General features: G+C 55.3%; 12 protein-coding genes. 3 read left to right on the top strand and 9 right to left on the bottom strand.

Going from position 1 to position 13,024, the window contains the following annotated elements; genetic code table 11:
- The first annotated feature begins 8 nt into the window (after window positions 1-8).
- Complete coding sequence (gene ppk2, locus AC2FH9_RS01600) at window positions 9-878, top strand: polyphosphate kinase 2 (RefSeq protein ID WP_281994702.1); 870 nt, start codon at window positions 9-11, stop codon at window positions 876-878.
- 104 nt (window positions 879-982) lie between these two features.
- Complete coding sequence (locus tag AC2FH9_RS01605) at window positions 983-1,597, top strand: TetR/AcrR family transcriptional regulator (RefSeq protein ID WP_142634158.1); 615 nt, start codon at window positions 983-985, stop codon at window positions 1,595-1,597.
- Between the two features lie 5 nt (window positions 1,598-1,602).
- Here the strand turns inward: AC2FH9_RS01605 and AC2FH9_RS01610 are convergent, their stop codons facing one another.
- The 3 genes from AC2FH9_RS01610 to AC2FH9_RS01620 all read right to left on the bottom strand — a co-directional run bounded on the left by AC2FH9_RS01610 (window position 1,603) and on the right by AC2FH9_RS01620 (window position 3,996).
- Complete coding sequence (locus AC2FH9_RS01610) at window positions 1,603-2,661, bottom strand: adenylate/guanylate cyclase domain-containing protein (RefSeq protein ID WP_496695256.1); 1,059 nt, start codon at window positions 2,659-2,661, stop codon at window positions 1,603-1,605.
- Window positions 2,658-3,059: a group I truncated hemoglobin gene (locus AC2FH9_RS01615; protein ID WP_345741800.1), complete on the bottom strand. Its 402-nt coding sequence runs from the start codon at window positions 3,057-3,059 to the stop codon at window positions 2,658-2,660. The genes AC2FH9_RS01610 and AC2FH9_RS01615 overlap by 4 nt, the downstream gene beginning before the upstream one ends.
- A gap of 94 nt (window positions 3,060-3,153) precedes the next feature.
- A complete protein-coding gene (locus AC2FH9_RS01620; protein WP_496695254.1) occupies window positions 3,154-3,996 on the bottom strand; it encodes a glycosyltransferase family 25 protein in 843 nt (280 codons plus the stop codon).
- Window positions 3,997-4,132: 136 nt separating this feature from the next.
- On the opposite strand from AC2FH9_RS01620, the gene speB reads away from it, so the two are divergent.
- Window positions 4,133-5,107 (top strand): agmatinase, encoded by a 975-nt coding sequence (gene speB, locus AC2FH9_RS01625; protein WP_496870534.1) that lies wholly within the window; start codon window positions 4,133-4,135, stop codon window positions 5,105-5,107.
- 21 nt (window positions 5,108-5,128) lie between these two features.
- Here the strand turns inward: speB and AC2FH9_RS01630 are convergent, their stop codons facing one another.
- The 6 genes from AC2FH9_RS01630 to AC2FH9_RS01655 form a co-directional block, all read right to left on the bottom strand.
- Complete coding sequence (locus tag AC2FH9_RS01630) at window positions 5,129-6,349, bottom strand: aminopeptidase P family protein (RefSeq protein WP_496870536.1); 1,221 nt, start codon at window positions 6,347-6,349, stop codon at window positions 5,129-5,131.
- Between the two features lie 161 nt (window positions 6,350-6,510).
- Entirely contained in the window at window positions 6,511-7,722 is a 1,212-nt protein-coding gene (locus tag AC2FH9_RS01635) for an ABC transporter permease (RefSeq protein WP_281972192.1), read from the bottom strand.
- A gap of 5 nt (window positions 7,723-7,727) precedes the next feature.
- Window positions 7,728-9,002, bottom strand: a complete 1,275-nt coding sequence (locus tag AC2FH9_RS01640) for an ABC transporter permease (protein ID WP_271946783.1) — start codon at window positions 9,000-9,002, stop codon at window positions 7,728-7,730.
- Window positions 9,003-9,072: 70 nt separating this feature from the next.
- Complete coding sequence (locus AC2FH9_RS01645) at window positions 9,073-10,161, bottom strand: extracellular solute-binding protein (protein ID WP_142634172.1); 1,089 nt, start codon at window positions 10,159-10,161, stop codon at window positions 9,073-9,075.
- 100 nt (window positions 10,162-10,261) lie between these two features.
- Window positions 10,262-11,353, bottom strand: coding sequence for an ABC transporter ATP-binding protein (locus AC2FH9_RS01650; protein ID WP_496749041.1), 1,092 nt, complete (start codon window positions 11,351-11,353; stop codon window positions 10,262-10,264).
- Between the two features lie 576 nt (window positions 11,354-11,929).
- On the bottom strand, window positions 11,930-12,973 hold the full coding sequence (locus AC2FH9_RS01655) for a pyridoxal-phosphate dependent enzyme (RefSeq protein WP_496749042.1): 1,044 nt from the start codon (window positions 12,971-12,973) through the stop codon (window positions 11,930-11,932).
- Window positions 12,974-13,024: the final 51 nt, after the last annotated feature.

The following is a 13,024-nucleotide window of genomic DNA, read 5'->3' on the forward strand; positions in this document are numbered from 1 at the left end:
GGTGACTCATGACACGAACTGGCAAAGGCACCATCGAGGAATATTACAAAAAACGTGCACCAGAAGAAGTCCGGAACGAGATCAAAGAGGCCGATAAGGATGACATTCTGAACCCTACATACCCCTATGACGAACGCATGAAGCGTAAGGCGTATGAGAAACAAATGCAGTCCCTGCAGATCGAGCTTGTGAAAATGCAGCTTTGGGTGAAGGAAACCGGCCAGCGTGTCGCTGTTATCTTCGAAGGCCGCGATGCCGCTGGAAAAGGCGGGACAATCAAGCGGTTCCGTGAGAACCTGAACCCGCGTGGGGCCCGGAACGTTGCGCTCAGCAAGCCATCGGATCAAGAGCGCAGCCAATGGTATTTTCAGCGCTATATCCCACATCTGCCCGCAGCCGGAGAAATCGTGTTCTTTGACCGCAGCTGGTATAACCGCGGCGTGGTGGAAAATGTGTTTGGGTTCTGCAACACAGAACAGCGTGAACGCTTCTTCCGACAGGTTCTGCCGTTAGAGACCGGCCTGTGTGACGATGGTATCCGCTTGTTCAAGTTCTGGTTGAACGTCGGACGGGCCGAGCAGTTGAACCGGTTTCTTGCGCGCGAAACGGACCCGTTGAAACACTGGAAACTAAGCCCAATCGATATCGCTGGTTTGGACAAATGGGATGAATACTCTGCTTCGATTTCCGAAACCCTTACACGCAGTCACAGCGAAGCCTGCCCCTGGACCATAGTTCGTTCCGACGACAAGAAACGGGCAAGGCTGGCAGCAATCCGAACCGTGCTTCATGCGCTGGACTATGATGAAAAGGACAAAAATGCGATTGGCGATATCGACACCAAGATATGTGGCGGGCCAGATATCTGGGATGCCTGATCTTTCTTGCCGGCCAATATCATCACAAAGATTGGACGAATACGTGCTACCGGTTTATGTCTTAGTTCCTCAAGAATTGTACAAAAAAGGCGTCTGAATCAGGGATGACAAAACGCGGGTATCACCACGGCAACCTGAAACAGGCTCTGATCGACGCAGCTCTGTCCCTGATCGAGGAAAAGGGTCCGACCGGGTTCACCCTGTCAGAGGCTGCAAAAGCGGCAGGCGTCACGCCTGCAGCTGTTTATCGCCACTATCACGGGCGCGAGGACCTGATCGCCGAGGCGGCGCGTCAGGGGTTCGAGATGTTCGCCGATCTAATTCAATTCGCTTATGACAAAGGCCAGCCTTCGGCGCTGGCTGCATTCGAAGCAACCGGGCGCGCCTATCTGGCCTTTGCTCGCAAGAATCCTGGCCACTATATCGCGATGTTCGAAAGTGGGATTTCCGTCAACCGCACCCCAGAACTTGCCCTGGCTGCAAACCGGGCCAGAGATGTTCTAGAAAAAGCTGCAGCCGATCTGTCGCAACATATTCCGCCGGAAAAACGTCCGCCGGCTTCAATGTTCAGCGCACATATCTGGGCGCTGAGTCACGGTGTAGTCGAATTGTTTGCCCGTAACACCGGCGCCACCGCACCCTTCCCGCCCGAAGATCTTTTGGAAACGGGGATCGGTATTTATTTGCGGGGACTAGGGCTGGTGCCTCCGGACGAATAAGGCCGTCAGAACACCGGTTTCCGTTGCGGTATGCTGAGACCGGATGTGACATTAATCAGATCCATCTCACCCATACCCTTGATGTCCACACGCCCGATATCAGAGACCTGAAACTCGTCAATCAGGGCGTATTTCATTTCTTCAGGCGCAACAATATTCATTGGGTTTGCAAAGACTTGTAGCCGGGAAGCGATGTTCACGGCGGGCCCGAAAACATCATAGACATATTTCTGAATACCAACCACAGATCCTACCGCTGGCCCCATACCCAGCCCCACACGTGCCTGCCACTTGTGCGGATGGCTTTCATTTCTCCGCTCAAGATAGCGAAGGAACCTGACTGCACAATGGGCAGCAGCAGTCGCATGATCTGGCGTAGCATCCGGCATGCCTGACACCGCAAGATAAGCATCGCCAATAGTCTTGATCCGCTCACATCCGAACTGTTCGACGATCCGGTCAAAGGCCGTAAAGATGTCATTCAACTCGCTTAGGGTAACCGTCGGGTCCGTCTTGGCGGCAAAATCCGTGAACCCCACAAAGTCCAGCATCACAACTGACACCTGATCGTAAAGCTGCGGCGTGACCACACCGAATGTCTTGAATTCTTCATAAACAGCGCGCGGCATCAGGTTCAGCAACAGCCTTTCAACCCGCTCCTTCTCACGCTCCAACTCGCGCGTGTTGCGTTCGACCATAGTCGAGTAGCTGTCAATCATGCTTTCAAGTTCGCGGATTTTGGTGATGTTCTGAAACTCGATGACCAGAACCTGTTCCGAAAGACCGTTTGCCAGAGAAACTGCCGTTGCGAAAACCAGTGTCCTGCGTTTCGGCTTGATCTGCAATTCGACCGAGTATCTGAGCCCAGATTGCTTTACGTCTTCAAGTTCACGCGCATCAAGGTCAGGAAAAATATCCAACAATGTCTGTCCATCAGCCGGAGGGCCAAACCATTCCTGAAAAGGGCCGTTGCAGAATACGAATGTAAGATCCGAAGCCCGAACCACTGCGACACCAACACCGATCGCGCGCAGCAGTTGTTCATTGATCGCAAGAATGCTCATGCCGCATCGCGCGTAACAATAATTGCACGTTTGGATTCGATCGCTCCCAAGGCAATCTTTACGTGCCGATCTTCCATTCCATGTAACGCCAGCGCTTCACCAAACAGATCTGCCATTTCGTCGAAATCTGCGTGCGAGATGTTCAGATTTCTGTGAACCGCTTCAATTCGATCATCACTAAAAGATGTCGGGCCACCGATCAGAGACGATACGAACTTGGTCTGGTGATCAATCAGCCTTGGCATGTCGATATCTTCGAAATGGTCACCGATCTGATCAGACTCCAGTGCCATTTCGTAAAAGGTCATAACGATCCGGCTGATCGTTTTGAAACCGCCATAATGCTCATAGATTGTCTGACCCACACCAACCCCAAACCGGAAAAACACCAACAACACTGGAAGATTATATCAATTTGACAGTTTTGTTAACGCTTATCGAGAATTACTATTTTTGCTTGGTTGGAAAGCCGTGATCAGCCTACGATCTAAACTAAACCCTCAGGTCTTCGGCACAGGGGATAAATCCGACATAACCCCCGCTTTCAAGCAATCGGGCTTCGCCTCTCTGGCGCCAATACAACTTGCGTTTCGCGGCCTGCAATTCGCGACGAATGCGAAACCATAGGGGTCCCTTATCCAGACCGCTATTGGTCTTTCTGTTTTGTGAACGTTCACTGACTTTCACGGTATCTTCAGCCTGATCTTGCTGTTTCGACCAGATCATTTGAACGCCGACTGCTGGAAAACACTGATACATTTGCCAATCCGGGCGGGGGATAGATACAAAATCATCCAGGTGATCCGAGTATTTCTCGGACCACTTCAGCAATTTACGGCAGGCCGCCTGCGACAGGATATATGCGGCCGCGCTGGGTGCCATTTCCAGCATCGGGCGAACCGGTACGCCGGATATCTGCTGTTCCGGGCCAAACCTCAGCGACCGGGGGGAATAGTCCAGCTTTAGGAAGTCGAACCCTGACCCTGCTTCGAGCAATCTGGCAATCACACCGCCAGCTTGGGTCGACATTTCGACATCGTCTTCAAAGATCGCAACAGCCTTCAGGTCTTGCTGAACGGCACGCTTCCAAACGGCGCGATGGCTTTCGAAACAAGCGACTTCACTTTGTTTCAGACCCCAGCGGCTGCCAGAACCGGCAACATAGCCGTGACCATCCAGTGCGCCTTCTTGTTGCGCGTCGGTCGCACTGAAACGCGCGGCCCCAATCAGCCCGGTATGGGCGAACTGCGCCTCCATAAAGTTGCGCCGCTCGGGTACCCGATCCAGATTGATATAGTAGACACCCGTTCCCGGTGGCAGTTCATGATGGCCCACGGCTGTTCCTTTTTAATGCCTGCACCAGATACACATCGCACAATCGGACAATCAAGCCCACAGATCACCCCCACCTATCGCCGCCTGGAATTCCTGTCTAAGCTGCCGTTGAACAGCAAGAAACGGGAAACTCGCCATGTCATCACATGGGTATAGCGGTGGGCGGCTTAATCTGCCTTTCGTCGGCATTTCGACCTTCGGCAAAGCGCCGTATGTCGAGGATTGGGACAATATCGACGCGGATGTCGCAGTCATGGGGGCGCCTTTCGACTTTGGCACCCAATGGAGGTCCGGCGCGCGCTTTGGGCCGCGTGCTGTACGCGAGGCCTCAACCCTGTTCAGCTTTGGCCATGCCGGGGCCTATGACCATGAGGATGACGCCACTTATCTGGATGGATCGGAGCGGATGGTCGATATTGGGGATGCCGATATTATCCACACCAAGACAGATGAGAGCCACGCCAATATTCAATACGGCGTCGAACGTATTCTGTCCGCAGGCGCCCTGCCCGTCACCATCGGCGGCGATCATTCGGTGAATATCCCCTGCATCAACGCCTTTGCCACAGATTGCGCGCAGAACGGTCCGATCCATGTGGTCCAGATCGACGCGCATCTGGATTTCGTTGACGAGCGTCATGGCGTCACTGCTGGCCACGGCAATCCGATGCGGCGGGCGATTGAAAAGCCTTATGTCGCCGGCATGACCCAGTTGGGGATCCGAAACGTGTCATCAACCGCCAAGGAAGGGTATGAGGATGCCCGCGCTCGCGGCTCGGACATCTTGTCCGTACGACAGGTGCGCAAGTTGGGCACCGAGGGTGTATTGGAGCGCATCCCCGAGGGCGCGCGGTATTACGTTACGATTGATATCGACGCGTTTTGCCCCTCAATCGCACCTGGCACGGGTACGCCCAGCCATGGCGGGTTTTTGTATTACGATGTGCTGGAAATTCTTCAGGGGCTGGCGAAACGCGGTGACGTGGTCGGGATCGACCTTGTTGAAGTCGCCCCAAGTTACGACCCAACCGAAAGCACGCAGATTCTGGCGGCACAGCTGCTGTTGAACTTTATCGGCTTCATCTTTCACGAACGGGGCAAGAAGGGCTAATCGCCCCTCCTGCCCATGTGATCAGGCGCTGATCGTGTTGTGCTCAGGCCCATAGGGGAAGCCGGTGATGTTCTCGGCACCGGCCTCTTCGACCACCAGAATGTCGTGCTCACGGTAGCCTCCGGCGCCTTTCTGACCTTCAGGTATCCACAGCATCGGCTCGATGGACACGACCATGCCGGGTTCCAAAACCGTGTCAATATCCTCGCGCAGTTCAAGACCCGCTTCACGACCGTAGTAATGGCTGAGTATGCCGAAGGAATGGCCATAGCCAAAGGACCGGTATTGCAGCAGGCCTTCGTCGGCGAAGAAACGGTTGATCTCAGCCGTGATCCCCGAGCAGGTCGCGCCCGGTTTGATCAGGCTCAGCCCCAACTCATGCGCGGCGACGTTTGCCTTCCAGATGCGCAGGCTGTCAGCGTCGGGTTCGCCCAGAAACAAGGTGCGTTCCAGCGCAGTGTAATAGCCCGAGATCATCGGGAATGTGTTCAGCGACAGGATATCGCCCTTTTCCAGCGCCCGCTTGGTGACCGGGTTATGTGCGCCATCAGTGTTCAGGCCGGATTGGAACCAGACCCAGGTGTCACGGTACTCGGCTTCTGGGTAAGCACGAGCAATCTCGGCCTCCATCGCGTCACGGCCCGCCATGGCGATATCGATCTCGGTCGCGCCTTCGCGGATCGCCGCGTGAATGGCTGCGCCGCCCACATCTGCAGTGTGTGCGCCGCCTTTGATCAGCTCGATCTCTTCAGCTGACTTGACCATACGTGCGGCCATCGTGTCAGGTGCAATATCCACCAATTCCGGCCCGCCCAGCATATCCAGTGCGGTGTCGCGCATTGCCAGTGTCATGTGATCGCCTTCGATCCCGACCCGACCGGCTGATTCAATCAGATCAGCCACCGCGCGCCAGTAATTGTTCCGCTTCCAGTCGGTATAGATCACATTGTCTTCAACCGAGCGACGCCAAGGCTGGCCGGCGTCGATATTGGCCGACACAGTGGTGCATTTGTCCTGAGTGACAACGCAACCGTAAGGACGCCCGAACGAGCAATACAAGAAGCCCGAGTAATAGGCGATGTTTTGCATGGAAGTCAGCAGAACTGCTGGAATATCGCGGGCGGCCATCGTGGCGCGCAAGCTGGCCAGACGGCGTGCATATTCCGCCTTACTAAAGGGCAAAGGCGCCTTGTCACCGTTGTGGCAGGTAAAGAATTCGGGGCGATTGTTTAGATCATTCATCTTGGTCTCTCCTCGATGCCGGACAGGCAAAGCCCGGCCACAAGTCCCGGCGTTCAGGACAAGCGGCCTCGGGAACCGAGAGCCATGCACCCGCCTAGATGTCACGACGCCATCGTGACCGGGGTGCATGGTGAAATCGCTAAATCACCTTGTGAGTCGCGTCAAGCGGGACTGAGCCCCCGCAGGCGTTCAGACCGCCGCCGCAGCAGTTCTACCGTGGTCAACAGCGCAATCGAGATCACCACAAGGATGGTCGCTACTGCCAGAATGGTCGGGCTGATCTGTTCGCGCAGGCCGGTGAACATCTGCCATGGCAGTGTCTTCTGGCTGGCAGAGCCAACGAACAACACCACAACCACCTCATCGAACGAGGTGATAAAGGCGAAGAGGCCGCCCGAGATCACGCCCGGCAGGATCAAGGGCATCTGGATCTTGAAGAACGTCCGCACCGGACCCGCGCCCATATTCGCCGCCGCCCGCGTCAGAGAGCGATCAAAGCCCACCAGCGTCGCAGTCACGGTGATGATGACGAAGGGGATGCCCAGAACGGCGTGGGCAAGGACAACTTTCACATAGCCCACGAAGTTCTTGTTCATGCCCAGCGTGCCTTCCATGAAGCGACCGATATCGCTGTAGAAGAAGAACATGCCGGTGGCCGAGATGATCAACGGCACGATCATCGGCGAGATCAGGACGCCCATGATGACGCGGCGGCCGGGTACGTGGCTCTGGCTGAGGCCGATGGCCGCCAACGTGCCCAGCGAGACCGAGATGATCGTCGCAATCGGCGCGATGATCAGCGAGTTCTTGAAGCTGCGCTGCCATTCATTGTTGGTGAAGAAATCGCGGTAATGCTTTAGCGAATACCCTTCGGGGTCCAGACTCAGCATCTCAGGGGTGAAGGTAAAGAAGTCCTGCGCGTTGAACGACAGCGGCAGAACCACAAGGATCGGGGTGATCAGGAACACGAAGATCGCACCGCAGATAACCCGGAACAGATAGTGATAGAATACCTGTTTTGGCGTCAGATAGCTGAGCAGTTTACGGCGATACCGGCCTTCATAGAGCCAATAGATAAAGAAGATAAAAAACCAACCGCCCAACAGGCCCAGAATGCCACCCATCGGACCTGACAACAGGAAACCGATGATGCCGAAACCCAGGATATTGATCCAGCGCGCCAGTTTTTCGTTCTTCAGAACGTTGATGTAGACCCAGGCCAGCGCGGCGATCAGAGCTGCGCCACCCAGAATGCCCAAAAGGATCGAGCCGTTGCCCGCGCCGACAAAGACACCGGCGAAGGCACCCGCCAAGGCGACACTGGGCAGAACCATGGAGAGCGGTTTGCGGGATATCGGTGTAAGTGCAGCCATGTCGATTATCCCAACTTCACGTTATCAATGCCCACGATCTTGTCGTAGACCCAGTAGAGCAGCATGACGACACCCAGCAGGATCGTACCCAAGGCCGCAGCCAGTCCCCAGTTCAGCGAGGACGAGATGTGATAGGCGATCCGGTTCGAGATGAAGACACCCTTTGTGCCGCCAACGATTTCAGGCGTGATGTAGTATCCGATCGACAGAATGAATACGAGGATCGAGCCCGCTCCGATACCCGGAATGGATTGTGGGAAGTAGATGCGCCAGAACGTCGTCCAATTGGTCGCGCCCATTGATTTCGCCGCGCGCGTGTAAGTCACCGGGATCGTCTGCATCACTGAATACATCGGCAGGATCATGAACGGCAGCAGGATATGCGTCATCGCAATGATCGTGCCGATCTGGTTATTGATGATCACCAGTCGTGCATCATCGGCCACAAGTCCAAGCCAGACCAATGTTTCATTAATCACGCCCTGCTGTTGCAACATCACTTTCCACGCCGAGGTCCGCACCAGAAGTGAGGTCCAGAAAGGCAAGAGGACAAGGATCATCAGCAGGTTCGACACCCGCATCGGTAGGGTCGCCAGCAGGTAGCTAACCGGATAGGCCAGCAGGATACAGGACACTGTAATCACCAGCGACATGAACAATGTGCGGCCAAACAGCTTGATCAGAATCTGCTTGTCTTCAGGCTGCGACTGCGCGCCTTCGGGCGTGCGGCGCATATCGACCGCGTTCAGGAAATAACCATTGGTAACCGTTGGCGAATGGGTCTTGATCACGGCCCACGTCTTAGGATCACCCCAGCCCTCGTGAATCTCGATGATCTGTTCCTTAAAGGGTCCATCGGTTTCAGGGTCAAGCTTGCCCATTTTCCGGCCAGAGCGGCGGAACAAAGAAGACATGCCAGTCTCCTCGTAGTTCAGACGCGAGCCAAGGCGGGTGTGGGTTTTGCTATCAACGGCAACGACCATGTCGCGAACGAATGCGTCGTATACTGCTTCGTCCGGAAGCTCACCGCTTTGGGCGTCCCAGCTTTGCAGGGCTTCCACCGTAAGCGGGAGGGTCTCTGAAACCATGCTGTTTTCAACCGAGCGGAACAGCATTGAAGCAATCGGCACGATAAAGGAAAACATGACAAATAGCAGAAGCGGAGCGACGAGCATCAATGCTCGTAACTTCTGCCGCCGCAGTGAACGTGCCAGCGATTGCTTAAGCGGCGTTCCGTCCGCTGCCAGCATCGGCCCCGCATTTTGGCTTGCGTCAGTCATCTGTGCCCCTTGACTCTGCTTGGGTCTGGGGGCGGCGCACCGCCCCCGACTGTTTCATGAAATCAAACGATTATTTCGCAAGCCAAGCCTGGAATTTCGCTTCGATGTCATCGCGGTAATCCGCCCAGAACTCGTAGTTATACAGGAACGTGTTCTTGGCGTTTTCCGGATCGGTCGGCATGTGCGGCGCCATGTCGATGCCAAGCTCGGCATGCTGACCAACCAGCGGAGCCGACGAGGCACGGGCCGGACCGTACGAGATGTACTTGGCCTGATCCGCCAGACGCTGCGTGTCCGTTGCGAACATGATGTAGTCCAGCGCACGCTGCTGACGCTCTTCGCTCAGACCGGCGGGGATGATCCAGCCATCCAGGTCAAAGATCTGCGCGTCCCACAGCATGGCAACGGGCTGCTTCTGCTCTTCGATCACGCTGAACAGACGGCCGTTATAGGTCGAGCCCATGATGATCTCGCCATCGGCCAGAAGCTGCGGCGTGTCGGCACCCGCGGACCACCAGACGACGTTGTCCTTGATGGTTCCCAGTTTCGCCAACGCCTGATCCTGACCTTCAGGGGTCGCCAGAACGTCATAAACGTCATCTTTGGCGACGCCATCACAGATCAGCGCCCATTCCATGTTGTTGATGGCGCGCTTTTCCAGTGAACGCTTGCCCGGATAGGCCTCCAGATCAAATACGGCACAGACATCTGTCGGAGGTGTGTCACCAACCAGGTCCGTACGATAGCCAAATGTGGTCGAATACACGATCTGCGGAATAAAGCATTCGCTGACCAGCAGGTCACCGAAATCATCGGCAGCCGAAGTGCCGTCGGGCGCCGGGGCCAGCATGGTGTCGGGGTCGATCTCCATCGCCAGACCTTCGTCACACAGACGAATTGCGTCCGCAGCAACAACATCCACTACGTCCCAGGTGATGTTGCCCGCTTCGTTCATCGCGCGCAGCTTGGCAACCGCTTCGGCCGAGCTGTCATCGTTAAGGATAGTGATGCCGCTCTTTTCAGAATAGGGCTCGTGATACGCCTTCAGCTGTGACTTGGAATAGGCGCCGCCCCACGAGACAATCGTCATCTCCTCGGCCATGGCGCCTCCGGCCACGGCAACAATGGCGCTTGCCATCAAAGTGGTCTTAACTTTCATTGTTAACTCCCTGTTATACCCGTAAATTTCTGAACAGACCGGATCACGGGGCAACCCGGCCGCCATTTACCCCCAGCGATCCACCAGGGGACGTTCTGCATCAGGCGTCAAGTGCCCGGCAATCATGGGCCAACCAACCGATTTCAACTTCCTGGCCGGGCGACAACCGAATCGCGTCAGGGGCGTTTCGGGTCTTGATGATAAAGTCTTCATTACCCGCCACGGACAGGCGGAACCGGAAGACATCACCCATATAGATGAATTCTTTGACAGTCGCCTTGAGCGTATGCGCATCAGCATGCAGGCGATCTTTGTTGAATTCGACCCGCTCGGGACGGATTGAAACCTTGGTCCGTTCACCGGCTGCAGTGACATTGACCGGTTTGGCGTCGATTTCTGACCCATCATCCAGAGCAACCACGCAGGAGTCGCCGCTGATTGATTTAACAACGCCTTCCAACGTGTTGTTTTCGCCAATGAATTGGGCAACAAAGCTGTTTTCGGGCTCTTCATACAGCAGATCCGGCGGCGCAAGCTGCTGGATGCGTCCGTCGTCGAACACGGCCACGCGATCCGACATCGTCAGCGCCTCTGTCTGGTCGTGGGTCACGTAAACTGTCGTAATCCCCAGCTCATGCGCCAGACGGGTAATCTCGAACTGCATATGTTCACGCAGTTGCTTGTCCAGCGCGCCCAGTGGCTCGTCCATCAAGACCAGCTCGGGCTCGAACACCAAGGCACGGGCCAAGGCGATCCGCTGTTGCTGACCGCCGGACAGTTGCGCCGGACGGCGGCTGCCAAAGGCGCCCATCTGGACCATATCCAGCGCACGCTTCACTTTTTCTTCCCGATCGCTTTTGCCGATGTTGCGCACTTCAAGCGGGAACGAAAGGTTTTCAGCCACAGTCATATGCGGGAACAATGCATAGTTTTGAAACACCATGCCAATCCCGCGCTTATGTGGTGGAATGTTGTTGATCGGGCGTCCGTCCAACATGATTTCGCCATGAGTAGCGGTTTCAAATCCGGCCAACATCATTAGGCAAGTTGTCTTGCCAGACCCAGAGGGGCCCAGCATTGTCAGAAACTCACCCTTTGGCATTGAGAGGTTAAGATCTTTTACGACGAGTATCTCGCCGTCATAAGATTTTTGAACACGCTGAAATTCGACGAACGCTGCGTCATTTGACATTACCAACTTGGCTCCCCTGTGCGGTCTTTGCTTGCCCGGTTCATCCGGATCTCAAAGACCAGTCCACCCTATTTAAGGACATGGGGGACCAACCACGCAACCATAAATGTGACAGCTAGGCGACAAAGAATCCTGAAATTCACTTCTGCTCAACTGATATTTCGATATCTCGCCCGCAACGCAAGGCCTTGAATAGCGTAATTAACTTGCTTCATTCGCCTCTATTCAACTTCCTCACCCACAACATTAATATAATATTTTTAATAGGTTATAATTACAACCTAAACCACCACATCTCGCAACCCAGACCTCGGCATCGATACTGAGGTGCTGAGAGATTCGCATGTCGAAATTCCTCGACCGATTGGAAAACGCCAAAATTATCTGGCGCAATCCAATCTAAAAACCGCGCTTTGGGGGGCAATTAATCTCATTTTGATAGGGCGGAGGTTCGGATTTGCGCACCTCCCGTTTTCAGGCGCAATCGGATTCTGCCTTTGGGGGCAGTTGCACCCTCTTAACTTGCGGCTTCCTGCGCTTATTCCGGGGCAGGATTCAGATGTTTCTTGACCTTCTTCAATCCGGCACTTCGGATAAAATGCACAGAACTTGGGCATCGCTCCCAATGTTCAGGGCCTCGCAGACATCTGCATTCATCGCTGCTGCGACGCCCGCCCCGCCCGAAGCAGTTGTCGCCAACCCAGCCTCTGCCATGGCCGGTAAATACCGCACCACGTCGTCATCCGAGAGCGTCAGAAAACAGTCTGCATCCCGCGCCAGACCATTCAGCGCGATCAGCGAGGGTTCTTTACAGTCCAGCCGCCCCATGATGCTGTCAGGCCCATCCGCAAAGACGCAGGTACCTGCTTCGATACTGGCTTGCAACGCAGGGGCCGCTTCGGGTTCCACGACAATGATCTTGGGTCCATCCCCCCAGGCATGGCGCGCATAAGCTGCAACCGCCCCTGCCAGCCCACCTACCCCGGCCTGCAAAATGATATGCGTGGGCGCATTTGGGCATTGGCGCACCGCTTCTGCAGCCATCTGCAGATACCCCTCCATCAGGGTGTGCGGCAGCTCGTAATACCCGTCCCACGAACTGTCAGATAGCAATGTCCAACCGTTAGCCTGCGCCGCTTTGCCAGCAGCCTCCATACTGGCGGCATAATCCGTGCCTTGACGAACGACCCTGGCTTTTTGCGCACGAAGGCGTTCCGCGAAACTTTCAGGTACGGTTTCGGCGATATAGACCACTGCATCAGCCCCAAATATCCGTGCACCTGCTGCTACACTCATCCCGTGGTTACCCGCGCTAGCGGTGACATAGGTTATCCCGCGTAAAGTAAACTCATCCGGTGTCTGCGCCAGATCAGCAGCGTGACGGGCGATGACATAGGCAGCCCCCAAAGCCTTGAATGACCCGAGGTTCATGCGCCCACGCTCATCTTTGACCCATAGATCGGCGACATTGGCCAAATCCTTGGCTTCAACCAGATTGGTTTCTGCTGCTGCAGGGCATACTGTTAACAAATCAGCTACGCGAGCCGCGTTTATCGAAGGAAATGGAGCATCAGGAATCAATTTTTCCTTGCCGCGGTGTGGGTTTGAACTGAGTTTCAACAGTATTTCCTTCCTGAGTTGTCCATTGACGTGATCGGATTCGTAAAGTTC

It is taken from the genome of Ruegeria sp. CDSC081, assembly GCF_059610485.1.

Coding starts and splice junctions, on each gene's coding strand:
- ppk2 (WP_281994702.1), top strand. CDS start 9: ATGACACGAACTGGCAAAGGCACCATCGAGGAATATTACAAAAAACGT.
- AC2FH9_RS01605 (WP_142634158.1), top strand. CDS start 983: ATGACAAAACGCGGGTATCACCACGGCAACCTGAAACAGGCTCTGATC.
- AC2FH9_RS01610 (WP_496695256.1), bottom strand. CDS start 2,661: ATGAGCATTCTTGCGATCAATGAACAACTGCTGCGCGCGATCGGTGTT.
- speB (WP_496870534.1), top strand. CDS start 4,133: ATGTCATCACATGGGTATAGCGGTGGGCGGCTTAATCTGCCTTTCGTC.
- AC2FH9_RS01630 (WP_496870536.1), bottom strand. CDS start 6,349: ATGAATGATCTAAACAATCGCCCCGAATTCTTTACCTGCCACAACGGT.
- AC2FH9_RS01635 (WP_281972192.1), bottom strand. CDS start 7,722: ATGGCTGCACTTACACCGATATCCCGCAAACCGCTCTCCATGGTTCTG.
- AC2FH9_RS01640 (WP_271946783.1), bottom strand. CDS start 9,002: ATGACTGACGCAAGCCAAAATGCGGGGCCGATGCTGGCAGCGGACGGA.
- AC2FH9_RS01645 (WP_142634172.1), bottom strand. CDS start 10,161: ATGAAAGTTAAGACCACTTTGATGGCAAGCGCCATTGTTGCCGTGGCC.
- AC2FH9_RS01650 (WP_496749041.1), bottom strand. CDS start 11,353: ATGTCAAATGACGCAGCGTTCGTCGAATTTCAGCGTGTTCAAAAATCT.